The 26,095-nt window shown below is 72.3% G+C and carries 21 protein-coding genes; 11 read left to right on the top strand and 10 right to left on the bottom strand.

Annotated features, from left to right (window positions below; all coding sequences use genetic code 11):
* Both ACGFNI_RS17660 and ACGFNI_RS17655 read right to left on the bottom strand, forming a co-directional pair.
* The gene (locus tag ACGFNI_RS17660) at nt 1-2,019 is read right to left on the bottom strand and encodes an NACHT domain-containing protein (protein WP_393684731.1); all 2,019 of its coding nucleotides are present in this window, start codon (nt 2,017-2,019) and stop codon (nt 1-3) included.
* 118 nt (nt 2,020-2,137) lie between these two features.
* The gene (locus tag ACGFNI_RS17655; RefSeq protein ID WP_393684729.1) at nt 2,138-3,061 is read right to left on the bottom strand and encodes a LysR family transcriptional regulator; all 924 of its coding nucleotides are present in this window, start codon (nt 3,059-3,061) and stop codon (nt 2,138-2,140) included.
* An 84-nt stretch (nt 3,062-3,145) separates the two neighbouring features.
* On the opposite strand from ACGFNI_RS17655, the gene ACGFNI_RS17650 reads away from it, so the two are divergent.
* The 5 genes from ACGFNI_RS17650 (at nt 3,146) to ACGFNI_RS17630 (ending at nt 9,399) form a co-directional block, all read left to right on the top strand.
* The gene (locus tag ACGFNI_RS17650; RefSeq protein WP_393684727.1) at nt 3,146-3,907 is read left to right on the top strand and encodes a sulfite exporter TauE/SafE family protein; all 762 of its coding nucleotides are present in this window, start codon (nt 3,146-3,148) and stop codon (nt 3,905-3,907) included.
* Between the two features lie 248 nt (nt 3,908-4,155).
* On the top strand, nt 4,156-6,108 hold the full coding sequence (locus tag ACGFNI_RS17645; protein ID WP_393684725.1) for a potassium transporter TrkA: 1,953 nt from the start codon (nt 4,156-4,158) through the stop codon (nt 6,106-6,108).
* A 128-nt stretch (nt 6,109-6,236) separates the two neighbouring features.
* Nucleotides 6,237-6,878: a transglycosylase SLT domain-containing protein gene (locus tag ACGFNI_RS17640; RefSeq protein WP_393684724.1), complete on the top strand. Its 642-nt coding sequence runs from the start codon at nt 6,237-6,239 to the stop codon at nt 6,876-6,878.
* A 106-nt stretch (nt 6,879-6,984) separates the two neighbouring features.
* Nucleotides 6,985-8,079, top strand: a complete 1,095-nt coding sequence (locus ACGFNI_RS17635) for a TerD family protein (RefSeq protein WP_393684722.1) — start codon at nt 6,985-6,987, stop codon at nt 8,077-8,079.
* Between the two features lie 537 nt (nt 8,080-8,616).
* Nucleotides 8,617-9,399 carry a chitinase gene (locus ACGFNI_RS17630; RefSeq protein WP_393684720.1) on the top strand — a complete coding sequence of 261 codons (783 nt, stop codon included), beginning with the start codon at nt 8,617-8,619 and terminating at the stop codon, nt 9,397-9,399.
* Nucleotides 9,400-9,542: 143 nt separating this feature from the next.
* Here the strand turns inward: ACGFNI_RS17630 and def are convergent, their stop codons facing one another.
* A complete protein-coding gene (gene def, locus ACGFNI_RS17625; protein ID WP_393684719.1) occupies nt 9,543-10,205 on the bottom strand; it encodes a peptide deformylase in 663 nt (220 codons plus the stop codon).
* Nucleotides 10,206-10,316: 111 nt separating this feature from the next.
* On the opposite strand from def, the gene ACGFNI_RS17620 reads away from it, so the two are divergent.
* Nucleotides 10,317-10,895, top strand: coding sequence for a helix-turn-helix domain-containing protein (locus tag ACGFNI_RS17620; RefSeq protein WP_393684717.1), 579 nt, complete (start codon nt 10,317-10,319; stop codon nt 10,893-10,895).
* 31 nt (nt 10,896-10,926) lie between these two features.
* On the opposite strand, the gene ACGFNI_RS17615 is transcribed toward ACGFNI_RS17620, so the two are convergent.
* Nucleotides 10,927-12,078: a cation diffusion facilitator family transporter gene (locus tag ACGFNI_RS17615; RefSeq protein ID WP_393684715.1), complete on the bottom strand. Its 1,152-nt coding sequence runs from the start codon at nt 12,076-12,078 to the stop codon at nt 10,927-10,929.
* Nucleotides 12,079-12,228: 150 nt separating this feature from the next.
* Nucleotides 12,229-13,164 carry a LysR family transcriptional regulator gene (locus tag ACGFNI_RS17610; RefSeq protein ID WP_393684713.1) on the bottom strand — a complete coding sequence of 312 codons (936 nt, stop codon included), beginning with the start codon at nt 13,162-13,164 and terminating at the stop codon, nt 12,229-12,231.
* A gap of 123 nt (nt 13,165-13,287) precedes the next feature.
* On the opposite strand from ACGFNI_RS17610, the gene ACGFNI_RS17605 reads away from it, so the two are divergent.
* Entirely contained in the window at nt 13,288-14,541 is a 1,254-nt protein-coding gene (locus tag ACGFNI_RS17605) for an MFS transporter (protein WP_393684711.1), read from the top strand.
* Between the two features lie 154 nt (nt 14,542-14,695).
* Here the strand turns inward: ACGFNI_RS17605 and ACGFNI_RS17600 are convergent, their stop codons facing one another.
* Nucleotides 14,696-15,028: a hypothetical protein gene (locus ACGFNI_RS17600; protein WP_393684709.1), complete on the bottom strand. Its 333-nt coding sequence runs from the start codon at nt 15,026-15,028 to the stop codon at nt 14,696-14,698.
* Between the two features lie 167 nt (nt 15,029-15,195).
* Nucleotides 15,196-15,660 carry a redox-sensitive transcriptional activator SoxR gene (gene soxR, locus ACGFNI_RS17595; protein WP_393684707.1) on the bottom strand — a complete coding sequence of 155 codons (465 nt, stop codon included), beginning with the start codon at nt 15,658-15,660 and terminating at the stop codon, nt 15,196-15,198.
* A gap of 55 nt (nt 15,661-15,715) precedes the next feature.
* Between soxR and ACGFNI_RS17590 the strand changes: the two genes are divergently transcribed.
* The 4 genes from ACGFNI_RS17590 to ACGFNI_RS17575 all read left to right on the top strand — a co-directional run bounded on the left by ACGFNI_RS17590 (nt 15,716) and on the right by ACGFNI_RS17575 (nt 22,828).
* Complete coding sequence (locus tag ACGFNI_RS17590) at nt 15,716-17,248, top strand: MFS transporter (protein WP_393684706.1); 1,533 nt, start codon at nt 15,716-15,718, stop codon at nt 17,246-17,248.
* Between the two features lie 241 nt (nt 17,249-17,489).
* Nucleotides 17,490-18,206: a FadR/GntR family transcriptional regulator gene (locus ACGFNI_RS17585; RefSeq protein WP_393684704.1), complete on the top strand. Its 717-nt coding sequence runs from the start codon at nt 17,490-17,492 to the stop codon at nt 18,204-18,206.
* A gap of 25 nt (nt 18,207-18,231) precedes the next feature.
* Nucleotides 18,232-21,174, top strand: coding sequence for an AAA family ATPase (locus ACGFNI_RS17580; RefSeq protein WP_393685220.1), 2,943 nt, complete (start codon nt 18,232-18,234; stop codon nt 21,172-21,174).
* Between the two features lie 55 nt (nt 21,175-21,229).
* Entirely contained in the window at nt 21,230-22,828 is a 1,599-nt protein-coding gene (locus tag ACGFNI_RS17575; protein ID WP_393684702.1) for a carboxylesterase family protein, read from the top strand.
* Nucleotides 22,829-22,897: 69 nt separating this feature from the next.
* On the opposite strand, the gene ACGFNI_RS17570 is transcribed toward ACGFNI_RS17575, so the two are convergent.
* The 3 genes from ACGFNI_RS17570 to ACGFNI_RS17560 are packed head-to-tail and all read right to left on the bottom strand — an operon-like array spanning nt 22,898 to nt 26,085.
* Nucleotides 22,898-23,833, bottom strand: coding sequence for a TauD/TfdA family dioxygenase (locus tag ACGFNI_RS17570; protein WP_393684700.1), 936 nt, complete (start codon nt 23,831-23,833; stop codon nt 22,898-22,900).
* A gap of 43 nt (nt 23,834-23,876) precedes the next feature.
* Nucleotides 23,877-25,460 (bottom strand): AMP-binding protein, encoded by a 1,584-nt coding sequence (locus ACGFNI_RS17565; RefSeq protein ID WP_393684698.1) that lies wholly within the window; start codon nt 25,458-25,460, stop codon nt 23,877-23,879.
* Nucleotides 25,447-26,085, bottom strand: coding sequence for a thermostable hemolysin (locus ACGFNI_RS17560; protein WP_393684696.1), 639 nt, complete (start codon nt 26,083-26,085; stop codon nt 25,447-25,449). Before ACGFNI_RS17560 ends, ACGFNI_RS17565 begins: the two co-directional genes overlap by 14 nt.
* Between the last annotated feature and the right edge of the window lie 10 nt (nt 26,086-26,095).

Genomic DNA, 26,095 nt, shown 5'->3' with positions numbered 1-26,095 from the left:
TCACCGGCGAGCGGGATGGGCCGTGAGCCAGTCCTGGAGCTCACGGTGCCGGAACTGGTAGGCGATGCCGGAAACCCTCAACAGGCCGGCCCCGTAGGCCCAGTGGAGGAAGGCGCCAGGCCGCCACGGCACCTTCCCCCGGCCGCACAGCACGAACGTCAGATAGCGGCGTCCGGCCGATCGGCGGGTGCCGAGCCACCCCGCGTAGATCCCCACGGCGCAGCCCAGCGCGCCACCCCAGATGAGCCCGCTGACGACGCCCAGGAGAACGGCACCGGTGACACGTACGCAGCACAGCAGGGTCAGATCGTCCCTGATGGGGGTGCGGGGGTCGGTGGGAGCGGCCACCAGATCCACGCTGCCCAGATGCGGAAACAGGTCAGGGACGACATACGGCAGCGTCGAGGCGATGCCGATGGCGAGCCCCAGCACCACCCCGGCCCGCAGACCGAAAGCCGGGCCGCGCTCCACCCCGACGGTGAACCCGCCCACCACCCCCAGCAGCAACCCGCTGACCAGCAGCTGGAGTTGCGGGCGGCGGTAGTCATGGGACCGCAGCTGATGGAGCTGCAGGATACGCGGCGGAACGAGGGGCAGGGGCAGCCCGCAGACCGCCAGTACGAGGAGCACGTACCACGGGCCCCACAGGAAGGCCGCCACCGCCAGCGCCGCGGCGGAGATGAGCAGGCTCACGGCCCGGACCCGTCCGACGCCGGCGAGTGGCCACATCTGATGCAGCACCACATCGGAGCGTGGCCCCGCCGGCCGGCTCGGTTCGCCCGACGGCGTCCGGTGCCGCCCGTCAGGGTCCGCCAGATGGACGGCGATCTCGGCGAGCCAGTGGTGCACGTCCTCCGGGGCGTATCGACCGGGCCGGGTCGGATGGTGCCGGACGGCGGCCGGCAGGTACGCCGCCAGCAGATGGTCGCGTACCGCGCTCGGTGCGGAGAAGCCGAGCAGTTCGGCGGGATCGCTGCGGAAGAGGTACGTCTCCGGGTCGCGTTCCTCGTAGACCGTCACCGCCAGATTCAGCCGCCAGGGCGTCTCCAGTGCCTCGGCCAGCGGACCGCCGGGGTCGGTCACCAGGGCGTCCAGGACGGGTCGCCAGCGTGCGGGGTTGGTGATGCGCGCCGCCAGATATCCGGTGGCCTGGGCTGAGCTGACCGGCGCGATCTCGATGCGGGCGGCCTCGCGCATCCGCACGTCGGCGCTCGCCAGCTCGGCGTACTGGGCGGTCCGGCAGGTCAGGATCACCGGGGCGTTGCCGTGGGCGTCCTGATAGCGGTTGAGCTGCGCCAGGGCCCTGGGCGCGCGGCGGTTCGCCAGCGGCGTGGTGTCGAGGTCCATCTCGTCGAGACCGTCCAGGACCGGCAGCACGCGATGCCGTTCGAGCAGCCTGCGGGCGTCGTCGAGACTGACGCCCGTACCGCGCAGTTGGTCGTGGACCTGCTCGGCAAGCCAGGCGATCAGCGGGCGGGTGGTGTCCCAGCCCGCCAGAGAGGCGCGCACCGGCACGGGAGCGACGGCGGGCCGCGACGGATCGGCGAGCAGGCCGATCATGAGCTCGACGGCGAGGAGTGTCTTCCCCGCCCCGGGGTTTCCGGTGATCACCAGCCGGGCCGGACGCAGCCTGCCGTAGTAGGCGACGACACCGCTCAGACTGCCTTCGGGCTCGGCGCCGGAAGCGTTGTTGGTCGGCTCGCCGCGGTACACGAAACGCACGTCGATACGGTGCCCGCCCTCGCCGATCAGCTGCGCGCGCTGGTCCGTCTCGGCGGCCAGCACCGTGGCGGCCAGCACGTCGGCCTTCGGCTGCACATCGAGGGCCGCCTCTTCGCGGTCCTTGCGGTAGGAGAGCCACGCCAGCCAGCCGCCGGGGACCGTGGGCACCAGCGCGACCGTCGTCGCGGACACCCGGGCCACGTGAAACTGCTTCGACAGCCAGAGCGCCACCACGATGGCGGCTGCCTGGGTCAGCAGATAGATGAACGACATGCGTCTGGTACGCGATCCCCCCATGGGGGCATTGTCCAGACGCGCCAACCCCCGCAGGCCGAGCGCCCGTTGCCGGTACGGGACTGTTACCGAACGGGCCCGCATCCGCACAGCGGTGCCCCCCCCCGGGGCTGCGCAGCCGCTACGCGGGCCGGGCCGCCGCAGGGGGCGCGGGCAGGGACAGTGCCGCCTGCCGCAGGTGTGTGGCGAGCGCCTCCGTGGCCGCCGAGGGTGCCCGGTCGCTGACGCCCCGGGCGAGGAGGTGGCGGCGGCGGGCCCACGGGTCCTGGAGTGCGCACACGTCGAGCGGCCGGTCGGGGTCGATGGCGCGGCGCGGTACGACGGCGAGCCCGACTCCGGCGGCCACCAGACCGACGAGGACGTTGAGGTCGGCGACGCTCGTGCGGTACCGCACGACCGGAGTGTGCGGGCCGAGGTGCTTGTCGATCCAGCGCCGCAGCGAGGAGTCGGTATCGAGCCCGACGAGGGGATGCTCGGCGACTTCGCTGTAGGCCAGCGCGGTGCGGCCCGCGAGAACCCCGCCCGCCTGGCCGATCACCACGAGGGAGTCGTCACCGAGTGATTCCATGGCCAGGCCGCAGTCGCGTGCCTCGTCGTCGACGACGACCCCCAGATCCGCCTCGCCGTCGGCCAGTGTCCTGACCGTCTGCGGAGTGCGGCTCTCGGAGACCGTCACGTCGGCGTCGGGGTGCGCCCGCAGGAACGACACCAGGGCCTGCGGTACGAGACGGTGCATCGCCGAGCCGCCGGCCAGCAGGGTCAGCGGAGCGGCCGGGGACCTGGCGTAGCTCGCGACAGCGCTCTCCAGGCGCGCCGCCTGCGCCAGGACCTCGCGGGCGTGCCGGGCCAGGGCCGTCCCCGCGGGAGTGGGCCGCACGCCCCTCCGGCCGCGGATCAGCAGGGCCACACCCGCATGGTGTTCAAGCGAACGCACCCTGGCGCTGGCCGACGGCAGGCTCAGGTGCATCTGGCGAGCGCCCGCCGTGATCGACCCCTCCGCCACGATGTCGAGGAACAGCCGCAGGTCGTCGAAGTCGTAGCGCACCCTGCTGAGCCTATGGCACTGCCTAATACCAGGTACGCCGATTACGCATTGTGGGCCCGCCGGTCACCGGGCGACCATCGGCGGGTGTCAGAGATATTGCTCGTCCTGTTGGCAGGCGTGGGCGCCGGCGTGCTGAACGCCATAGGCGGCGGTGGCAAGTTCGTCGCGCTGCCCGCTCTGGTGGCGGCCGGCCTGCCACCCGTCACGGCGAACGCGTCGTCCACCATCGCCCTCGTCCCCGGTGCCGTGGTCAGCGCATCGGTCTGCCGACGCGAACTCGTCCCGGTGGGAGGGGCGTCCACGAAGGCGCTGACCCTGACCAGCATGGCAGGGAGCGCGGTCGGCGCCGGTCTCATGCTGGTGCTGCCCGCGGCGTCGTTCGAGGCCGCGGTGCCCTGGCTGCTCGCCTTCGCCACGCTGCTCGTCGCCTTCGGGAGCCGTATCTCCCGGGTGTTGAGCAGCGCGCTCGACCGCCCGGTCGGGATGAGTCCGCGGGCCGTGCTGACCGGCCAGTTCGTCCTCGCCGTCTACGGCGGATACTTCGGCGGTGCCGTAGGCATCATGATGCTGGCCCTGTGGAGCGTCGGCCTCGGCCTCGACGCGGCGGTCAGCAACCCGATGCGGGTCACCCAGCTCGCGGCCGTCTACGTCAGCGCGACCGTGCTCCTCCTCGTCACGTCGGACGCCCTGGCATCGCCGCTGCTCCTCGTCACCATGCTGGCCGGCGCGGCGGTGGGCGGCTTCGGCGGCGCCCACCTCGCCCGCCGCCTCCCCGCCCGGATACTGCGCCGGCTCCTCGTGGCCTCCGCCGGTACCACGACCGTCCTGTACTTTCTCCGCGGCTGATCCCGAACGGGAGCCGCGGGGACCGGCGTTGAGCCCCGAAGGTGAGCCCGGACGGTCAACTCCGTTGGCCAGTCGGCCCGTTGTGGAAACACTGGGGGAGCGAGGGGGGCTTGGCGGCGCCCACTCGGGCACGTGCGCGCCCGGTACATCGACCGTGCGGATCAGGGTTAAATGATCTTCAGGACGGTAGTGATGACGGCGCCGCCGACGTTCGGCGGCCCCGGTGGCGGAGGGCGAGGTCTTCTGTAGTGCGTGCGAGACTGCGGGACCGATTGCGGTACTGGTTCGACGCGACGATGGACCGGGGGACACCGGCCCTGATCGGCTGGCTGGGCCTGGCGTCGGTCGTGCTGATCGCCGTCGTGACCGGCCTGGTGGTGCTGCTCACCGACGAGGACACCGAGCAGAACGGCGGCTGGCCAGGCGTGGCCTGGATGAGCCTGCTGCGCACCCTCGACCCCGGCACGATGGGCGGGGACGCCGGCGGGCCGCTGTTTCTGGGCCTCATGCTGACGGTGACCGTCGGCGGGATCTTCATCGTCAGTGCGCTCATCGGTGTGCTGACCACCGGCCTGGAGGCCAGGATCCAGGAGTTGCGACGGGGCAAATCACGGCTGATCGAGCGTGGGCACACGATTGTGCTGGGCTGGTCGGAGCAAGTGTTCACGGTGATCGCGGAGTTGGTGGAGGCCAACCAGAGCGAACGGCGCTCGTGCGTCGTCATCCTCGCCGACCGGGACAAGGTCGAGATGGAGAGCGAGATCCGCAGGCACATCCCGGAAACCGGCCGCACCCGGGTGATCTGCCGGTCCGGCAGCCCGCTTCAGCGGGCGGACCTGGAACTGGTGAGCCTGGACGCGGCCAAGTCCATCATGGTGCTGCCTCCTGTCGGGGACGACAACGACACCGACGTCATCAAGGTGCTGCTGCTCCTCAACAGCCGCCGCTGGAAGGGCACCCGTCCGCACGTCGTGGCAGCCGTGCAGAATTCGGCCAACACCGCGGCGGCCCGGCTGGCCGCGGGCGAGACCGCTCTGGTGATCGACGCCGACGACATCGCCGTACGCCTGATCGTGCAGTCGCACCGGCAGTCCGGCCTGTCCACCGTCTTCAACGAACTGCTCAGCTTCGTCGGTAACGAGTTCTACCCCTACCCTGCGACCGCGCTGGCCGGCATCACGTACGGGGAAGCGCTCAACAGATTCGATCTCGGCGTACCGGCCGGATTGCGCAGGGCGAGTGGGGAGATTCTGGTCAATCCCCCGATGGATACGGTCATCGCCGCCGATGACGACGTGCTGGTGGTCGCCGAGGACGACCTCCTCATCACGCTGTCGGACACCCCGCCTCCCGTCATCGAGCCGGCGATCACCTCGTCCCCCGGCAGGCTGCCGGTACCGGACCGCACGCTCGTGATCGGCTGGAACTCCCGGGCACCCAAAATCATCATGCTGCTCGACCGCCTGGTGGAGCCCGGTTCGCTGCTCGACATCGCGGCCTCCCGGCAGCCCGATGACGCCTTCCGGCAGCACCTGGAGAACCTCACGGTGGGCTACAAGCCCTGCAAACCGACCCTCAGGACCTCGCTGGAATCCCTCGGCCTGGAGGGCTACCGGCACATCATCGTGCTGACCGATGACGACATCGACTCCGAACGCGCCGACGACCACACCTTGGTGACGCTCCTTCACCTGCGGGACATCGCGATCAGGTCCGGCAGCCCGTACTCGATCGTCACCGAGATGAACAGCGACGCCAACCGCGAGATCGCCCAGGTCACCAAGGCGGACGACTTCATCGTCAGCACCAAGGTCATCAGTCTCCTGCTGACCCAACTCGTCGAGGACCGCAACCTGTACGCCGTGTTCACCGACCTCTTCGACCCGGCGGGATCGGAGATCTACCTCAAGCCCGCCGCCAGTTACCTCACACCGGGCACGACGGTGAACTTCGCGACGGTCGTCGAGGCGGCCAGGCAGCGGGGCGAGACGGCCATCGGCTACCGGATCGCCCGCCACAGTGACGAACCCCCGGCGTACGGCGTCTTCCTCAACCCCGCCAAGACCGCGCCGTTGTCGCTGGGCGAACGCGACGCCATCGTGGTGCTCGCCGAGGACAGCCGCGTGGCCGTGCGCCTGCCGGCAGCCGGAGACGGGCACGTCGCGGGCGGCGGCACGGCAGAGACGTCCGCACTCCCGTAGCGGACCGGGACCGCCACCCGGACGAGACGTTGCCGCACTCCGCGCGCACCCCGCGCATAATTCATCCATTGCGCAATCATGGAACCAAGGCGGGGGCCCGGAGCGACACCTACGTGGGAGAGCGGCACATGGCTGATTCGCGGCGGCACTGGCGCTGGCTCGCCGTACCGACCTTCGCCCTGGTCATCTGGGGCGTGGCCCACGAGGGTCACGCCCCACGGCACCCCACCACACCCCACACGGAGCCCTCCGCCACCCCCGGCGGCACCTCCCAACCCTCCTCGGCCTATGACCCCGCCGACTATGCCCCGCAGGTCCGCAAATACGCCGCGCGGGCCGGTGTCGAGCCGCGGCTGCTGATGGCGATCCTGTACTGCGAGGCGTACAAGCCGCACGACCCGGAGCTGGAGCGCACCTGGCAGCGCTACAAACCCGACGCGGCATTCGGCATCGCGAACATGCACCGCGCCGCCTTCGACGAGACCCGCAAGGGACGGGACTTCGCCGACCGGAGGTGGGACGAGCTGCCCGACGACCGGGACCTGGCCGTTGAGGCGGCTGCCTGGTATCTGCACGACCTGGCCCGGCAGTTGCCCCCGAAGTGGCCCGCTTCGCACTCGCGTCAGGACCTGCTGGCGCTCGGCTACAACGCGGGGGCGGGCAACATGCTGGCCTTCGCGCGCGGCGTGCCCCCCGGCGGGCAGGCCCGCTCGTATCTGGACCGCCTGCACGAGAACTGGGCCGCCGCCGGGAGGGTCACCGCGCCCTGAGCCGCCGCAGCTTACTTTAGGATTTGCGCAAGCCAGGAACCCTGGCGATTTCCGCCGCGTTGAAGCCGAAGGACGCCGGAAGTCAGCACAGTTGTGGAGGAAGCAGATGAGTGTGGCCCTGACCAAGGGCGGCAATGTGTCGCTCGGCAAACAGGCCCCCGGCCTGACCGAGGTGAGCGTCGGGCTCGGCTGGCAGGTGGGAGGTGCCGGCTTCGACCTGGACGCCAGCGCTCTGCTGTGCGACCAGTCCGGGAAGGTCCTTTCCGACCAGCACTTCGTCTTCTTCAACAACCTCCGCAGCCCGGACGGTTCGGTGCGGCACTCGGGGAGCGGGCCGACCGGTGCGGGCGGCGGGGACGACGAGCAGATCCACGTCGAACTCGGCGCCGTGGCCCCCGAGGTGGCGAAGATCGTCTTCCCGGTCTCCCTCTACGAGGCCGAGCAGCGCGGCCAGAACTTCGGCCAGGTCCGCAGCGCCCACATCCGCGTGACCGACCGGACCAGCGGCACCGAAATCGTCCGCTACGAACTGCGGGGCGACGCCGCAACCGAGACCGCGATGATCTTCGGTGAGCTGTACCGCCACGGCTCGGACTGGAAGTTCCGCGCCATCGGCCAGGGCTATGCCTCCGGGCTCGCGGGCATCGCGCAGGACTTCGGCGTCGACGTCCTGCGCGCGGAACCGGCCGCCCCCGCCCAGCCCGCGATTCCCGCCCCGCCCCCCGAGCCGCCCGCCGCCCCGGCAGCGGGGACCGCCGCCTGGGAGGCACCCGTGCCCGGCTCCGCCGCCATCTCACCGCAACCAGCAGGGAGTTCCCCCATGACGTGCTTCTTCGACCCCCACCACGGCCCCGGCATGACACCCGTGACGTGGTCACCGCAGTGGGGCGTACCGCGTCAGATCCAGGCGTGCGGGAGCTGCGCCCAGCGCGTGCAGACCACACCGCCGCCGTACTGCACCGAGCCCCAGGCGGGGTACCCGCAGCCGGCCCAGCCCGGCTATCCGCCGGCGCAGCAGGGCTACCCGCAGCCGATGCAGCAGGAGTACCCACAGCAGCAGGGTCAGCAGCAGGGACGCCGCTTCGGCACGGGCGCGCTCATCGGCGCCGGCGCGGCGGGTCTGGTCGGCGGCGCGCTGCTCAACGAGGCGTTCGACGACGACGAGCCCGACGTGGTCGTCAACAACTACTACGAGGACTGAGCCACCGAAGCCCCACCATCCGGCGCCCGGCCTGCGCCCTTCCCCCGCAGGCCGGGCGCCTTGCCGTCCCTGCCGTGACGGCGCATGAACTCCTTCCGGCGAAGCCGGCGACCGGACGGCTCGCCGACGTGACAACGACGAGGCCGCGTGCGGCAGCCCGCCCGTCGTGAGGACGCCCCCGTAGCAACTGCGGCAGGGCATATCCCGTTGCAACTCGCCACGATGCACGGCCACTTGAGGTCACCCCGCCAGGATGGGCGGCGATCCCGCTTCCCTCTGACGGGCTATGGACGCGCTCGCCGCGGCACCTCTAGCCTGAAGTTGGTCTAGACCGCAGCCCGGCTTCACGGCCCGGCCATGTGGTCCTGTCCAGCGTGCCGTGGCATCCCTCCGGCCCTTCGGCGATGCCGCCAACAGATCAGCTCCGTAAGGCAATTCCCCCACAGCGGCTGCTTCCCGCCCGGTGTTCCGGCGACCCGGCGTGAGGTCCGGGGTCCGGTGCCCGGCGGGCGTGCAGCCGCACGAAGGAGTTCCTCGATGAGATCACGTATCGCCGCACTGCTGAGCGCCGCGGCCCTGGCCGTGGGAGTGGCCGTCATGGTGCCGGCCGCGCCCGCGGGGGCCGCGTCCGGCTGTTCCGCGTCCGCGCATGCCCAGGCCGGCCATGCCTGTGAGGGCGCCGGGGCCAGGACCAAGGCGGAGGGCTTCGTCGTCAGCGAAGCCCAGTTCAACCAGATGTTCCCGAACCGGAACGCGTTCTACACCTACCAGGGTCTGACCGACGCGCTCAGCGCCTACCCGGAGTTCGCGAACACCGGCAGCGACACCGTCAAGCGTCAGGAGGCCGCGGCCTTCCTCGCGAACGTCAGTCATGAGACGGGCGGTCTCGTCTACGTCGTGGAGCAGAACACCGGCAACTACCCGCACTACTGCGACGCCACCCAGCCCTACGGCTGCCCCGCGGGCCAGGCCGCGTACTACGGCCGCGGCCCGATCCAGCTGAGCTGGAACTTCAACTACAAGGCGGCGGGCGACGCGCTCGGCATCGACCTGCTGAACAACCCCTCGCTGGTGGAGCAGGATGCCGCCGTGGCCTGGAAGACGGCGCTGTGGTACTGGAACACCCAGACCGGCCCCGGCACCATGACGCCGCACAACGCGATGGTCAACGGCGCAGGCTTCGGTGAGACCATCCGCAGCATCAACGGAAGCATCGAGTGCAACGGCGGCAACCCCGGACAGGTGCAGAGCCGGATCAACAGCTACCAGAGCTTCGTGCAGATCCTGGGGACCGTCCCCGGCGACAACCTGAGCTGCTGAGACGGCGAGAGGCACCGCTGGAGCGGTGAGTTGACCGCCCGCCCGAGGTCCCGTGCCCTCGGGCGGGCGAGGGGGAACCGGGCCTCGCCGGTGGGATGGCCGGCCGTGAATCCGCCCGCCCGCAGCCGTCGGGCCCGCGGCGCCTACCGCCCCAGACCGGCGGCTTTGGCCGCACGCCGGGCGAAGACTTCCTCGCGGCGGTCCGTCATCTGACGCAGGGCGTCCTTGCGGTCCCGTTTGGAGAGCCGGTCGAGATAGGTGTGGCCGAGGAGATGGTCGGTCTCGTGTTGCAGGCACCGGGCGAAGTACCCCGTCCCCTCGATGACGAGAGGGGCGCCTTCCTTGTCGAAACCGCGGACGACGGCGCGGTCGGTGCGGGGGACCGACTTGCCGGCGCCGGGGACGGACAGGCAGCCCTCGAAGTCGTCGACGAGCCGGCGGTCGCCCGGAGCGGGCAGGTCCAGGACCGGGTTGGCGATGTGGCCGGTGTGCCGGATTCCGTACTCGTCCGGGCAGTCGTACACGAACAGCCGCAGGCCGACGTCCACTTGGTTCGCGGCCAGCCCTGCCCCGTCGGCCACATGCATCGTCAGGAACATGTCGTCGATCAGGCTCGACAGCGCGGGGGAGCCGAAGGCGGTCACCTCCTGGCACGGACGGCTCAGGATCTCCTCGCCCACCTCCGTGATCCGGCGCACCGCACCCCGTTCCGCCTCCGGCGGCAGAGCCGGAAAGGAGTCGACGGGGCGCCCCTGCACGCGGACTCGCCGGTCGACGGAACGGGGCCGCTCGTGATGAACGGACATAGCTGCCTCTCCTTCTGCGCACGCCACAGATGCCGCGGGCGCCGCCGCGGCCTGACGCCTTCCAGCACGGACTGCTTGCCAAGCGCTTTGCAAAGTAGCAGACTTTGCAAAGTGACTGATGAGGACGTCAACATTCCGCACGACCGGACGCGCGGCGCCGACGAGGAACTGCGCGAGCACGAGGTCCGCACCGCCCTGCTGGACCTGCTCGCCGAAGTCGGCGCCGTCACGGCGACCGAAGCCGCCTCCCGGCTGGGCTACAGCTCCGGCCTCTGCTCCTTCCACCTGCGCCAGCTCGCGCGCCACGGACATATCGAAGAAGCCCCCCACAGCGGGGGCCGCGCACGCCCCTGGCGGCTGCGGCAGCGCACCCCCGCTGCCGACGGGCCCCCGGCCGAGCAGTTCGGCGACCTGGCCCGGGGGCTTGAGGACGAGAGCTGGCAGCGCTGGCTGACCCAGCGGGACGAGGCGCCGTCCGCATGGCGTCATGACGAAGCCTTCAGCGCCGTCGCCTACCTGACGCCCGAAGAGATGAGCCGGGTCGCGGACGTGGTCCGACGAGCGCTCGCGCCCTACGAAGACCGCGAACTACGCCCCCTGGCCCGGCCCGACGGCGCCCGGCCGGTGGCACTGATCACCCGGCTGTTCCCCCTGCTTCCCCATCCGACGGACGACGCGGACCGGGACTGAGGAGCCGTCGGCCGTTCCTTACGGGATGTCCTTACGGGATGGGGCAACCGCTGCCCGCGCGGCCGGCCTTCGTCCACCGGCCGGGCCGGGCCGCTCCCACCGCCGGCGCGCCGGGCCGCTCGCCGTGGTGGGACAGAGCCGCGTGCGGGTCGGTTGCGCCGGTGGGGGCGTGGTCGGTGTGGAGGGTTGCCGCGGTCAGCCTCGGGATCGCGTGGATCAGGGCGTGCTCGGCGGCGACGGCCACCTCGTGAGCCCGGACGACGGTCAGGTGCGGGGCGACCACGATGTCGGCCTCGGCGCGCAGGGCGTGACCGATCCACCGCATCCTCACCTGCCCGACGCCCAGCACGCCGTCGACCCCACGCAGCGTGTGCTCCGCGTCCTCGACCAGGCCGGGATCGACGGAGTCCATCAAACGCCGGTACACCTCGCGGGCCGCGTCCTTGAGCACCAGCAGGATGGCGACGGTGATGAGCAGGCCGATGACCGGGTCGGCGACGTGCCAGCCGAGTGCCGCACCACCGGCTCCCAGGAGGACGGCCAGGGACGTGAACCCGTCGGTGCGGGCGTGCAGGCCGTCGGCGACCAGCGCGGCAGAGCCGATCCGCCGGCCCGTGCGGATGCGGTAGCGGGCCACCCACTCGTTGCCGACGAACCCGGCAAGCGCGGCGGCGGCCACCGCCCACAGGTGGGTGATGTCGCGGGGGTTGAGCAACCGGTCGACGGCCACCCAGGCGGCCAGCGCGGCAGAGGCGGCGATCGTCGTCACGATGAGCAGGCCGGCCAGGTCCTCGGCACGGCCGTAGCCGTAGGTGTAGCGGTGGTTGGCCGCCCGGCGCCCGAGGACGAAGGCGATGCCGAGCGGGACGGCGGTCAGTGCGTCGGCGGCGTTGTGGATGGTGTCGCCGAGGAGCGCCACCGACCCGGACAGCGCGACGATCATGGCCTGGACGGCGGTGGTCAGGCCGAGGACGGCCAGGGAGATCCACAGCGTGCGCATCCCCTCCCTGGAGGTCTCCATCGCCGCGTCGACCTTGTCACCGGCCTCGTGACTGTGCGGCCTGACGAGGTGGGCGATCCGGTGCCGTACCCCGGCCGGCCAGGAGCCGCCCCTGCGACCGGGCCCGTGCGGGTCGTGATGGTGGTGGTCTCGATGAGCATGGCTGCGCTGATTCCCCTCCATACAGCTCACCGTGGCACACGAAACCGATTGCGGCTACCACTGATTTACCCCCTGTGACCAGGTGCGATGCTGTCGCAGGCGCACTCGATCGGCAACTGGTCGGCCCGCCGGCCCAGCCGCTCTTCACGGTGGAGGACCGGACCTGCGGCGTCAGGAGCGCGGGCCCGCCCAGCTCGGTGCCCACACCTCGGCCGGCGGGGCCGGCCGTGCCTGGAGCAGGTGCCTGCGCAGCGCCGCGAGCACCGGGTGCGGGTCGGCCGTCCGGTACAGGAAGGAGTGCGGGTAGACCGGCGTCGGCCCTTCGACCGGGATCCGCCGCAGGCCGTGGGCCACCGGCCACACGTACCTGTCCCGGCTTCCCACGAGCGTGGCCAGCGCGGCGGAGTCGGCGATCGCGTCCATCAGGGCTTCGGTGCCGAAGTGCGGGCCGATCGCGTCGATGCGCAGGTCGAACGCCTCGGTGAGCTCGTCGTAGTAGGCGGCCCACTCGGTGCCCTGCTTGATGCCGGGGATCCAGATCCGGTGCCCGGCAAGGGCCGCCGGGGGCAGCGACTTGGCGGCGGCCAGCGGGTGGCCAGGGCCGACGAGCAGTTGCAGCGGGTCGTCCAGGACCCGCTCGGCGCTGACCCCATCGGGCGGACCGCCCGCGGGCACGGCACGGAACGTCGCATCCACTTCGCCCGCCAGCAGGGCATCGACCGCCCTGCTCACGTTCGTGTCCGGGAGCGTGACCACGTCCAGGTCCGTGCCCGGGTGGGACCGGTAGAAGTCCTGCAGGGCCAGGGCCGGGGCGATGCGGCGGTTGAGCACGTCCACCCGCAGCGCCCGCTCTCCGGGACGTACCGAGGAAGCGGCCCGCTCGACGGCCCGCAGGATGTCGCGGGCGTGCGGGAGGAACGCCTGCCCGTCCAGGGTGGGACGGGCACCGCGGGCGGTGCGGACGAACAACGCCACGCCGAGCGTGCGTTCCAGGTTCGCTACGCGCTTGGAGACGGCCTGCTGGGTGAGGCGCAGGTCCACGGCGGCTTCCTGGAACTGCCCGGTTTCCGCGACGGCGACGAAGGTGCGCACGGCTTCGATGTCCACGCCCAGACCCTACGGGCCCACAACCCGCGGTTGTAGCTCGCCGTGCTGCCGTTGTTGGATTCCCGGTGGGGCCGCCTGATCGAATCCTCGCCGTCAACGACGGTGTGGGACGGAAGGATCTTCATGGCGCGGCAGAAACTCGGGCGCTCGTTCGGATGGCTGTGGTCGGCGTTCGCCGCCTCCACGGTCGGCACCTGGCTGGGGTTCGGTGCGTTCCCCCTGATCGCGATCCAGGTGCTCGGCGCGGGACCGGCCGCGGTCTCGGCGCTGGCAGCCGCGGGTCTGGCGGTCGGCGCGGTCCTGGCGCTCCCGCTCGGCCCGTGGGTCGAGGCGCGGCGCAAGAAGCCGGTCATGATCGTCGCCGATCTGGTGCGGTGCGCCGCCCTGTTGACGATTCCGGCCGCTTACGTCGCCGGCCGGCTGAGCTATCCGCAGTTGGTGATCGTCTCCGTGGTCGGTGCGGCGGCGAACATCGCGTTCACCTCCGCCGGCGGTGCCTACCTCAAGCAGATCGTGCGGCCCGAGCACCTGCTGGTGGCCAACGGCCGCTTCGAGTCCACCACATGGACCGCCACGGCCGTCGGCCCGACCCTGGGAGGCGCGGCCATCAGCCTGCTGGGGCCCGTGGTCACCGTGATCGCCAACGCCGTCGGGTTCCTGCTGTCCGCGCTGGGGATCGGCGCGATCCGGCAGCAGGAGACCGGGCCCGAGCGGGCCGGGGCCGAGAAGTTCCGGGCCGCGGACCTGGCCCAGGGATGGAAGTTCATCCACGCCGACCGGCAACTGCGCCCGCTGTTCTGGAACACCGTGGCCGTCAACGCGCTGATCATGGCCACCGAACCGCTGATGGCGGTTCTGCTGCTGGACGATCTGGGCTGGCCGGCCTGGCTCTACGGGCTCGCGTTCGGCCTGCCCTGCATCGGCGGGTTCGCCGGAGCCCAGCTCGCCCCGCGCCTGGAGGTCCGCTACGGGCGGCGCCGCATTCTGACCGTGGCCGGGGCGCTGCGTGCCCTGTGGCCCGTGGGGCTGTTCCTCGTCATGCCGGGGACGGCCGGCGTGGTCCTGGTCATCGCCGTCGAACTGGCCCTGATCACCTGCATGGGAGTGTTCAACCCGCTGTTCGCGACCGAGCGTCTCCAGCGGGTGCCGGCCGAGCGGGCCGGCCGGGTCCTGGTGGCCTGGAACGTGACCACCACCGGCGCGATCGCCGTACTGACCGCCCTGTGGGGAGCCCTGGCCACCGTCACCGGCGCACGCGTCGCGATCGGCATCGCCGGACTGCTCCTCCTGGCCACGCCCCTCCTTCTGCCGCGCGACGACACACGCAGGCCGTCGGCCACCGAGCCGACGGAACCCGCTCTGACCACCGTGGCCTGACCCGCGAGCAAAGAGCCCTCCCCTTCGGTGGGCAACCGTGAAATACGGTGCCCGCCGAAGGGGAGGGCGCTATCGGCCGGCCTGACTACGCAGGCCGGCCGCGCAGGAGATTCTCGCGTGCCCGTTGGACAGCCGAGAAGAACTCAACCGACGCTCAGCAGCTCTTCTTGTACGCGAACTTGATCGGCTTGGTGACGAACGCCTTGTGGCCCTTCGCGCCCCCCGCCACCGAAATGCACTCGTGGGAGAGCCCGGAATTGGTCGTCACGTAAAAGCCGTGCCTGCCCTTGCACGTGTTGTGGTAGTACACGGTGTAGGTCGCTATTCCGGCCGGGTTCCACGAGTAATTGAAGCAAGTGACGCTGCCGCGCTTGACGCTGCGCAGGGAAACGTCGCTGCCGCTGGCGGCGCTTGCGGGGGTGGCTGCCACCGTCCCGGCGACAAGCGCCGCTCCAGCCAGTGCTCCGAGGATCTTGAACTTACGCATGGTGGTGCGTCCTCCCGTTGATTTCGTCTGGAATATGCCGGACGAAAGATCACTTTGCCAGCGCGGAGAAGGGAACGCAATGGCGATATGTCAGGTTTTGAAGGAATGTGATGTAAGTGAGCCGGCTGGGGGAGTTCCCGTGCATTACGAACGGGTAACCACGGGTCTCAGCTCTTTCGTTGCCGCCGCTTTCCCTCCCCGAGTTCCAATGCCGTCCCCGGCGGGGCCAGTTCGTCGTTGGGGTTGACGATGGTGCAGCGGTTCATGGAAAGGCAGCCGCAGCCGATGCATTCGATGAACTGGGAACGCATCTGCTGGAGGGTCTGAATGCGTTCCTCGATGGCGTCCCGCCAGAGACCGGTGAGGTGTTCCCATTCGAGGCGATTGGGGGCGCGGTCCTCGGGGAGGGAATGCATCGCATCGCGGATGTCGGCCAGGGGAATGCCGACGCCGGAGGCCATGCGGATCAGGGCGATACGGCGCAACAAGTGGCGGGGGTACCGGCGTTGATTTCCCGCAGTGCGCTGGGGGGTGAGCAGGCCGAGGTCCTCGTAGTGGTGGAGGGCGGCGACAGTGGCCCCGCTGCGGTGGGCGGCTTCCCCGACGGTGAGCAGCTGATGGGCGTTCGACATGCCCCGGACGATACGGGGTTGACCTCATGTCCTCCTGAGGTTTTATCTTCGCCGCATGTCCAGTGATCAGGGTGAGCAGGATGAGCAGGCGAACGGGTCTTCAGGCCACGGCAGTTGGGGAGACTTACTAGGAGGGCAGCACCGGCGGGTGGCCGTGGTCCTGGCCGGTGGTGTCGGGCTGTACGCGACGAACGTGTTCCTGACGACGAGTCTGCTGCCCGCCGCGGTGGAGGACATCGGCGGCGGGCGGTTCTACGCCTGGGTGACGACGGTCTTCCTCCTGGCGTCGGTGATCTCATCGACGCTGGTGAGCACGGTGCTGCCGCGGCTGGGCGCCAGGAACGCGTACTTCCTTGCGCTGGGGTCCTTCGCGGTCGGCACCGTGGTGTGCGCGGTGGCGCCGAGCATGGAGACGATGCTGGTCGGCCGGTTCGTACAGGGGCTGGGCGGCGGCCTGCTGGCCGGGCTGGGATACGCGCTGATCAGGTCGCTGCTGCCGGACCGGCTGTGGTCGCTCGGCACCGCGCTGGTGTCCGGTATGTGGGGCGTGGGGACATTCCTCGGCCCGGCGGTCGGCGGGGCGTTCGCACAGTTCGACCTGTGGCGCGGCGCGCTGGTGACGCTGCTGGTGGCGACGGTGCTGGTGATGGCCGTGGTGCCGCTGGCCGTCCCGGCGACCAAGGCGGGCGACGTGCCCCCGGTCGCGTCGCCGCTGACCGTCATCCTGCTGGTGGGATCGGTGCTGCTGGTCAGCATCGGCAACGTGGTGGGTTCGACGGCGGCGCTCGTGGCGCTGCTGGTGGCCGCGGTGGCCGGACTGGTGCTGGGCCTGGCGTACGACCGGCGCAGCGGCGGACGCATCCTGCCCCGCTCGGCGTTCTCCTTCTCCTCGCCGCTGCCCTGGTGCTACGCCGCCATCGCGCTGCTGTCGATGGCCTCGCAGATCGAGGCGTTCATCCCGTTGTTCGGGCAACGGCTGGCCGGCCTGGCCCCGCTGCTGGCCGGATTCGTCGGCGCTGCCATCGCGCTGGGCTGGACGCTGGGCGAGATTCCCAGTGCGAGCGTCGCGCGGCTGCGCAGCAAGAGCCGGGTGGCGTCGGCCGGACCGCTGCTCATCACGGTGGGCTTCGTGGCCACCGGACTGCTGGCCACCCAGGACATGGGCGCCGGAGTCGTCGTCGCCTGGGTGGTGGGCCTGCTGCTGGGCGGCGCCGGTATCGGGATCGCCTGGCCGCATGTGGCCACCCGCGTCATGGGCGGCGTCCGCTCGGAGGACGAGGGCGACACCGCCGCCGCGGCGATCAACACCGTCCAGCTCGTCTCCAACGCCATCGGCTCCGCCATCGCCGGAGTGCTCGTCCACCTCGGCGGTCCCGAATCCGCGGGTGAGGCGCGGCTCTCGCTCTGCGGCATCGGGCTCGCGGGCGTGCTCGGCGCCTGGTGCGTATGGCGCGGTACGGCCGCCTGGCGCCGGCGCGACGGCGCGGACGGCGCGCGGGATCAGGCCGCCGCGGACGGCACGGCTCCGGAGGAAGCGGGCGGTCAGCAGGCGGCGGACGCCGCTCCCGGGGCGGCCACCGAACGGTGAGCAGCAGGGGCGGGCGGCTCGACCGGGCCTGCCCGCCCCCGCGCCCCTGCCACGGAGGCCCATGCCCCGGCAGGGGCCGAAGTGGCCTCCGGGGACGGAATCCCACCGGGCGCCCGGCCCGATGCCATGGCGCTCACGTTGAGGTGACGCCGGCGACCGGGCGCGTACCGGCGTCACCGGGAGCATCAGGAGCAACCGACGCCGGTACCGGTTACCAGACAACTGAGACCGAGGACACCACGTGACCCTGCGGCACATCGGCAAGCAGCGCACCGTGCACGAAGTCATCGCGCGGCTCCACGACGAGCTGGAGAGCGGCAGTTGGCCGGTCGGCTCGCGCATCCCGTCCGAGGGCGAGCTGGCGTCCCGGCTCGGGGTGAGCCGGCCCACCGTCCGCGAGGCGGTGAGCGCGCTGGTGCACACCGGCATGCTGGCCCCGCAGCGTGGCAAGGGCACGTACGTGTGCTCGACGTGCAGTCCCGCCCCGATGCTCCGCGAGATCGAACTCGCCGGAATCCGGGACATGTTCGAGGTGCAGCTCTGCTTCGACGTGCAGGTCGCGCGCTTCGCCGCGCAGCGCCGCACGGAACGGGACCTGGCGCGGCTGTGGCAACTGCTCCGCGAGCGGCGCCGGGCAGCCGCGGGCGAGGGCGGCGACTTCGCACGGCGGGACGCGTCCATGCACCTGGCCGTCGTCGGCGCCGCCCACAACGCCGCGCTGACGGAGAGCTACCGGTTCTTCGTCGGGCGCATCCAGCACAGCCTGGACCTCATCGGCGGACAGGACCTGCAGCCGGCGTGCGGGGCGGAGCCGCACGAGACGCTGGTCCAGGCAATCGCGGACGGGCACCCGGAGGACGCATCGGCGGCTGCCCGGCAGATCGTCCGGGCCAGTTGGGACGCCCTGGACGGCCTGTTGGTGCGCCGGAACGCCAGGAGAACCGTACGGCAGCGGTAACCGGATCGTAGGAGAGGTGAGCGTGATGGAGCGGGAGAGCTGGGCGTCGGTCACAGGGGAACGACCTCTTGTGGGGCGGGGGACGGAGCTGGCGGTGCTGCGGGCCGGTCTGGATGCCACCGCGGCGGGCCGGGGGCGATGCCTGGTGCTGTCCGGGCCCTTCGGGATGGGCAAGCGCCGGCTCCTGGAGGCAGCCGCCGAGGAAGCGGCGGAGCGGGGCATCGGCGTGGTCGGCACACGGGTGGCCGAGCCGGCCGGACGCGCCGCGCTGGCACCGCTGTTCGCCGCACTCGGCGACGGACCGCTGCCGGTCCTGGACCCCGGCGAGGCGGAGGAACTGGCCGTCCTGCCCGAGCAGCCGACCGGCTGGGGGCGGCTGATAGGCCGGCTCGCCACGCTGATCGCGCGCCGGGCGGGCCGTGCCGGGCTGCTCATCACGATGGAGGGCGCCCAATGGGCCGACCCCTCGACGCTCGCCGCGCTGACGGATCTGGTGCACCGCCTGGCCGACGCGCCGGTCATGTGGCTGCTGGCCCATACGGACGTGCCGCGGGAACGGTCGGCGCGAGAGGCGTTCGCGCAGTTCGCGAAGGAGGCCGCGGAGGTGGTGCCGCTGGCGCCGCTGGACGGCCCGGCGGCGCGTGAGCTGGCCGGCCGGCTGCTCGGCGGGACACCGGACCCGGCGGCCGAGCGGCTGCTCGGCACCGCGGCGGGCAACCCCTTCCTGCTGGCCAAGCTGGTCCGGCTGCTGCACGCCGCAGGCCGGATCCGGACCGATCACGGCACCGCCCGGGTGCGCGGCAGGGAACTGCCCGAAGGCTGCGCGGAGTCCATCTCCCCCGTCTGGCACGGGCTGTCGCAGAAGACGTACGACGTGCTGCGCATCGGCTCCTTATTAGGCGACGCGTTCTCCCTGCGGCATGCCGCAGCCCTGGCCGACACCACCGCCATGGGGCTGGCGTCCGCGGCCCAGGAAGCGGTGGACGCAGGACTGCTCGCCGACACCGGGCCGCTGCTCGCCTTCCGCGCCCCGCTCGTACGGCAGGCGCTCTACGCCACGCTGCTCGGTCCGGTACGCCAGGCGCTGCACGCGGAAGTGGCCAGGACCTACCGGCAGGAGGGGCGGCGCGGCAGCGAGGTGACCGCGCACGCCGTGCTCGGCAGCGAAACGGAGAACACCGAACCGGCCGCCGGCCTCGTCCGGCAGGAGGCGGCGGCCACGGACCCGGCGTCCTGCGCCCGGGACGCGGCGCGGCGGCTGCTCCAGCGGCTGCGCGCCTACGAACCCGTCGCCGCCACCCCCGTCGCGACCGCGGTGCGGCTCCTGACCGAGGCAGGGGACGCGCCACGGGCGGCCGGACTGGTCAGGGAAGCGCTGGCCCAGGCCCGCTGGGAGACCCCGGCCGGGGCGCAGGCGGCCCGGGAGCTGGCCGTGCTCGCCGTCCACACCGGTCACATCGGCGAGGTCGCAGCGCACTTGGAGCGGGCGCTGCTGGACGTGGCGCCGCAACAGGGCCTGCGGGCCCAGGTGTACGCCCTGAAGGCGCTCTGCTCGGCGTTGCGCCCCGGCGGCCGGGAGGAGGCGGACCGCACCGCGCGCTGCGCCCTCCAACTGGGCGCGGTGCTCGGCGACCGGACCGTGGTGGCGCTGGCCGACGCCGCGCTCAGCCTGGCGGCCAGGGAAAGCGGCGACCTGGCGTGCTCGACGCACCTGGCGCGCGAGGCGGTGGCCGCTCACGCCCAGGAGAGCGTGGGGGCCGGCACCGGAGAGCTGCTCCGGCTGTGGCTGGCCTCCGCGCTGACCTCGTACGGCCGGCCGCTGGAGGCCGCCGATGCGCTGCGCGAGGTGCGCGACGGCCGGGACCATCCGGTGCAGGCACCGGCCCTGCATCTGGTCAGGGCACAGCAGGAGTGGGCCTGCGGGCGGCTGGCGGAGGCGGCGCGGGAGGCACAGAGCGGGCTGCGGGCAGCCGGCGCCGGCACCTCGTCGCTGGAGTGGGCGCTGGCCGGGATGCTGTCGCTCATCGCGACCGTGCGGGACGATCCGGGTGAGGCGGCCGGTGTGCTGGCCCGCGTCCCGGCGGATGAGGCAGGGACGCCAGGACCGCTGGGCTCGCTCGCGGCGTTCGCCGGCGCGGTCCACCTGGACGCGCAGGGGCACTCCGGCGCGGCCGTGGCACACCTGCGGCACCTCTACGAGGCGCCGGGGGAGCACGTGGCGTTCCTGACCGCCGACCCCGTCGTCCTGCCGCATCTGGTGCGGATGGCGCGCAGGGCGGAGGCGGGCCGGCAGGCGGCGGCGGTGACGGCGCTCGCGCGACGGCTGGCGCGCCGCAACCCCGGCGTACCGGCCGTGACGGGGGCGGCGCTGCACGCCCAGGGGCTCCAGGCCGGCGATCCGGCGGCGCTGGGCCGGGCGGTGCGCGTGCTGCGGGGCGCAGGCCACCCGCTGGCGCTGGCGTCCGTGCTGGAGGACGCCGGGGTGGCGGCGTTACGGGCCGGGCAGCAGCGGGACGCCGTCGACCGGCTGACGGAGGCCCAGCAGATCTACGTGACGAGCGGCGCGGCGCTGGGCCGCAAGCGGGTGCAGCGGTGGCTGGGCAGCCGGCCGGTGTCCGGCACGGTGACCGGCACGGACAAGGCGCCGGCGGCGCGGGCGGCACGCGGCCCGAGGGAGCCGGTCTGCCCGCCGGAGCGCCCGGCGGCCGGGCGGCCGGACGCCGAGGCGGGTGAACCTGCCGAGGGCTGGAGCAATCTGACACCGTCGGAGCTGCGCGTCGTACGACTGGTCGCCGACGGACTGACGAACCGTCAAGTGGCGAGCCGGCTCTCGCTGTCCACCCACACCATCGACTCCCACCTGCGGCGCTCCTTCGCCAAGCTGGGGATCTCCCGGCGGGTGGAGCTGGCCCGCCACGTGCTGGCGAACACGCCGTCCGGCTGGGTGCCCAGCCGGGTGGCCAAATGACCGCGGAACCGCTCCGGTGACCGCACGAACGCAGAGCAGAGGAAGAACCGACGCCATGGCATTGACGAACGAGTCCGTAGAGGTGCAGGTGCAGGTCTCCCAGGGGCCGGTGCGCGGCCGGCGGGAGGGGTCGGACGGGCGCGTGGCGGCGTTCCGCGGGGTGCCCTACGCGGCGCCGCCGGTGGGCCTCCTGCGCTTCGCGCCGCCCGCCCCGCCGCCGCCGTGGCGCGAGCCGCTGGCCGCCGACGGGCCCCGTGGCACCGTTCCCGTGCAACTCCCGTCCCCCGTCGGTGCGTTGATGGGCGACCCGGAGACGGAGCAGACCGAGGCGTGCCTGACGGTGAACGTCTGGACGCCGGGGCCGGGCGGCGGCAAGCGGCCGGTCCTGGTGTGGCTGCCCGGCGGCAGTTTCCTGACCGGCGGCGCCGACCTGCCGCGCTACGACGGCGCGGAGCTGGCGGCGCAGGAGAACCTGGTGGTGGTGCTGGTCAACTACCGCCTGGGCGCACTGGGGTTCCTCGCGCCGGAAGGTGCCGAGCCCGCCACGATCGAGGGGACGGGCACGGAGCTGACCTTCCGCACCGCGTCCCCGGACGGATTCACCACCAACGCGGGCCTGCTGGACCAGATCGCGGCGCTGCGCTGGGTCCGGGCGGAGATCGCCGCGTTCGGCGGGGATCCGGAACGGATCGCGGTCGCCGGGCAGTCGGCCGGCGGACAGGCGCTGGCCGCGCTGCTCGCCCTGCCGCAGGTACGCCCGCTGTTCCGGCGCGCACTGCTGCACAGCGCGCCGCTCGGCATGGACCCGCTGACCCGGGAGGCAGCCGCCACGACCGCGGACGTCTTCCGCACGGCGGCGGGCGCGGCAGGACCGAAGGAGCTGCGGCTGATGCCGGCCGAGCAGATACGGGCCGCGCAGCAGCACGTACTGACCCGGCCCCGGCCGGCCGGCGACGTGCGACCGCCCTTCCAACTCGTCGCGGACGACGCCGTCGTCGCCGCGGACCTCGCACGGGCACTGCGCGACTCCCCGCCGCTGGACGGCACCGAGATCCTGCTCGGCACCACCCGGCACGAGTGCGCCCTGTGGTTCGGCGGCCAGCCGGATGCACCGGACCGGGCGGCGGTGCTCGCGGAGTTCCGCGCCGAGTTCGGCGCCCGCGCCGATGAGGCGCTGGCGCGCTACACGGCAGCCGCCCCGGCACCGTCCCGGGCGCTGGCGACCGCATTCGAGGACCTCAAGACGGACGCGTTCTTCGCCGCCCCCACCCAGGAGTTCGCCGAAACCCTGCACGCACACGGCGCCCGCACCTGGCTCTACCGCTTCGACTGGCAGCTCCCCGGCCGCCACCGGGTACTGCGGGCCTGCCACTGCCTGGACATCCCGTTCCTGCTGGGCCGCGAAGAGGCCCGCCGCGCCCCGGTCTTCGACGGCGCCGACCAGGACGGGATGACCCGCCTGCGGCGGCAGGTGCGGGCCCTGTGGGGCGCCTTCGTCCGCACCGGCGCCCCGGCCCCCGAGTCGGCCTGGCCCGCCCACCGCCCCGCCCGCCCCGCGGTCCGCACCCTCGGCGGCGAGCCGTCCGACACCGTCCACGACACCCTGCTGGAGCCGGGACGCGAGGAACTGTGGCGGGCGCGGACACGCGGGTGAGGACGCCCTCCTGACGCGACCGGGCCCCGGCCGGCAGCTGCCGTCCGGGGCCCGGTCCGTGCGTGCGGCTCACGCGGCCAGAAGCTGGGTGTCCAGGTCGCTCTGGGCGTTGAAGATGGTGCGCTCGGTGTCGACGATCGGGCGACGGCCGTGCATGACACGGGTGTTGTCGATCAGGGCGACGTCGCCGTCGGCCCAGTCAAGCTCCTCGGTCTGCTCCTCGGTGACCTTCGCCAGTTCCGTCAGGACGGCCTCCGGGAGGTCGGTCCCGTCGGGGAAGGTGATGCGGGGCTTCTCGTAGTGGTTGGAGGGGCCCAGGATGCTGTTGGCGAAGGCGGGACGGGGCCCGAAGAGCGTGGCGTGGACGGCGGGTATGCGGTAGGCGTAGCGGATGGCGCCGTCGTCGAGGGGATCGATGACGGTCTCGCCGTCACCCTGCGCCAGCTCGCGCAGTTGCTCGACGGTGACCGAGGCGGCGTCATCGGTGCCCAGGTGGAAGGCGGCGAACCCCTTCCACTTGGCCTCCTCCACCCGCCGGGTGTACACGATGTCCCGGGCGTCGAAGAGGGCGCGGGTCCGCGGGCTCAGTGCGTCCCAGACCCGGTAGCCGTCGCACACCGTGGTCTGTGAGCCGGCCGAAGCGGCCTTCTGGCAGTAGAACCAGGTGATGGTCGGCGCGAACGGGCTGTTGCCGTTCTCCAGGTGCAGGCCCACCGCGTCGTATCCGGCGTCCACCTTCTGGGCGGTGGTGCCACCGTGGAAGGAGCGGGCCGGGTCGAGGGTGACGCGTTCGGAGTGCGCCTCGACGAAGGCGGAGAACGCCTCCAGGCCCGCGTCGTAGCCCCGGAACAGCAGGAACCCGGCCCGGCCCAGGGCGCGTACGACCTCAGCGGGCGGCAGCGCGGACAGGTCCGTGCGGCCGTCGCGGGGCTGCACCAGCAGCCCGGTGCCGGAGCCGTACGGGGTGACGACGGCGTTCTCGATCGTCGGGGTGTGCTCGGTCATGGCTGATCTCTCCTCCTACACATGGGGATCGTCAGGTGAGGCGTCAGGCGAGGCGGCCCGTCGTCACCGCTTGCTGGATCACGGCGCGGCGCGGCCGGCCGGTCACCGTGAAGTACTCGGCGTGCAGGGCCTCGTCGGCCGGCAGCAGATGCGCCACCTCGACCCGCTCGACCTGCGACAGGCGGGCACGGGCGACGCTGTCGAGCCGGTCCCGTACGGCATCGGCGTCGGCCGCCGGGTCGAGCAGGAACAGACCGTGCAGCGCGGGCAGGCCGTCACCCACCACGGCCACCGCCCGGATACCGGGCACCGTGCGGTACTGGGCCTCGACCCACTCCGGCGCCACGTTGCGGCCGGCCGCGGTGATGATGACGCTCTTCTTGCGGCCCTTGATACGCAGGTAGCCGTCCTCGATCTCGGCGAGGTCTCCGGTGTGCAGCCAGCCGTCCGCGTCCACCTCGCAGCCGGAGGGGTCACCACCCTTGTAACCGGCGAACAACGAGCTGCTGCGGACGAGCAGTTCACCGTCAGGGGCGGTGGTGACACGGACGTGGGCGAGCGGCCGGCCGACGGTGCCGATCCGCCGGGCGGCCGGGGTGTTCCAGCTCACCACGGAGCTGTTCTCGCTCAGCCCGTACCCCTCGTACACGGCGATGCCGTAGCCGTCCAGCTTCTCCAGGGTGCGCGGATCGACCGGCGCGCCGCCACAGCACACCAGGGGCGCTTCGGGGGAGCCGAACAGCTCATCGGAGGGGGAGCGGCCGGCTGCCTCGGCGGCAGCGGCGCGGGCCGCCAGGGACTCCGCCAGTGCGGGGGTGGCCACCAGGGCCGTCGGCCGGGCCGCCGCCAGATACGGCAGAACGGCCTCGGGGGCGAACGAAGAGGTGCCGACGAGCGGAACGTCGGGCGGCAGCAGGACGACCGTGCCGCCGTCGCACACCACCAGGTAGATCCCGGTGACCTGCTCGATGAGCAGGCTGAACGGCACCAGCGAGAGATAGCGGCGGTAGGCGTACGCGGGCATGGCGTCGCGCAGCGAGGTCAGCAGCGCGTCCAGGCCGGCCGCGCGGATGCAGACGCCCTTGGGCCGCGAGGTGGTGCCCGAGGTGTGGATGACCTTGCAGATACGGTCCGGCTCCGGCGGCCTGCCACCGGGCAGCGGCCCGGCGGCGGTGAGCCGGCCGATGTCCACCACCTCCAGCGCGGCGGCCGGCGGCAGCACCTGCTCACGGCCCCAGGCCGCCAACTGCTCCCGGCCTTCCGCGTCGACCAGGCAGATGTCCACCTCCGCCAGCATCGAGGCGGCCTGTTCGGCGGTGAAGGCCAGCGGCACCGGCACCTGAGCGGCGCCAGCGGCCAGCACGGCGAGGTCGGCGACCACGAACTCGGGGCTGTTGCCCATGACGACGCCGACGTGCAGCTGGCCGGGGTCGGTGGGGTCGCCGTCCGGCCGGGGCCCGCGCCCTGCCACCGGGCGGGCGCGCAGCTCGGCGGCGAGCGCCGATGCCGCCGCGACGCCGTCGCGGTAGGAGAGCGCGTGGGCCACCGACCCGTCGGCCGCCAGTACCTCGACCAGGGGCCGCGGGTCGTCGGCGAGTGCGGTCAGTGCCTGCTCAAGCGTGCGCACCGGACACCGCCTCGGTCAGCGGGACGGGGGTGCGGACGACGAGGTCCGAGAAGCTGTACCGGCCGGTGGAACTGTTGATCAGCTGGCCGATGTTGTCGAGCGGCACCGCGCCGGTCGTCGGGGTGTGGTCGTAATAGGTGCCCCAGGTGCGGCGTTCACCGGTGTCCATCCAGGACGGGTCGGCCGGGGCGAGCGGCACGAACGGGACGTGCAGCCGGGACATCAGGTCCCGCACCCGGTCGGTGACGGTCGCCAGAATGAAGCGCTTCCCCTGACACCAGGCGATGATCGGCAGCAGCCGGATCAGTTCCTGCCCGGCGCCGCCCGCACCGGCCAGCGGGCCGACCTCCACGACCTCACCGCGCCGTACCGGGTCGGGTGAGACGGCGGCCAGGGCGTCCTCGATCCGAGCCTTGAGATAGTGCTCCGAGAAGAACGTGCCCTGCTCGGCGTTGCTCAGCCCGGCGCACGCGATGACGGGGCCGTCGGCTCTCTCCCGTACGGTGACGAATATGTCGGGTTCCGGCGCGGTCAGCGCCCCGTACATGGCCCGGTAGCTCTCCCGGGCGAAGTCCCGCGCCTCGTGCCACTGGGGCGAGCGGGCGGCGGTGATGGCGATCTCCATGTCTCCCCCT

Source organism: Streptomyces sp. NPDC048644, from assembly GCF_043199105.1.
Classification (GTDB): domain Bacteria; phylum Actinomycetota; class Actinomycetes; order Streptomycetales; family Streptomycetaceae; genus Streptomyces.
This window is presented reverse-complemented; position numbering and strand designations above follow the sequence as displayed.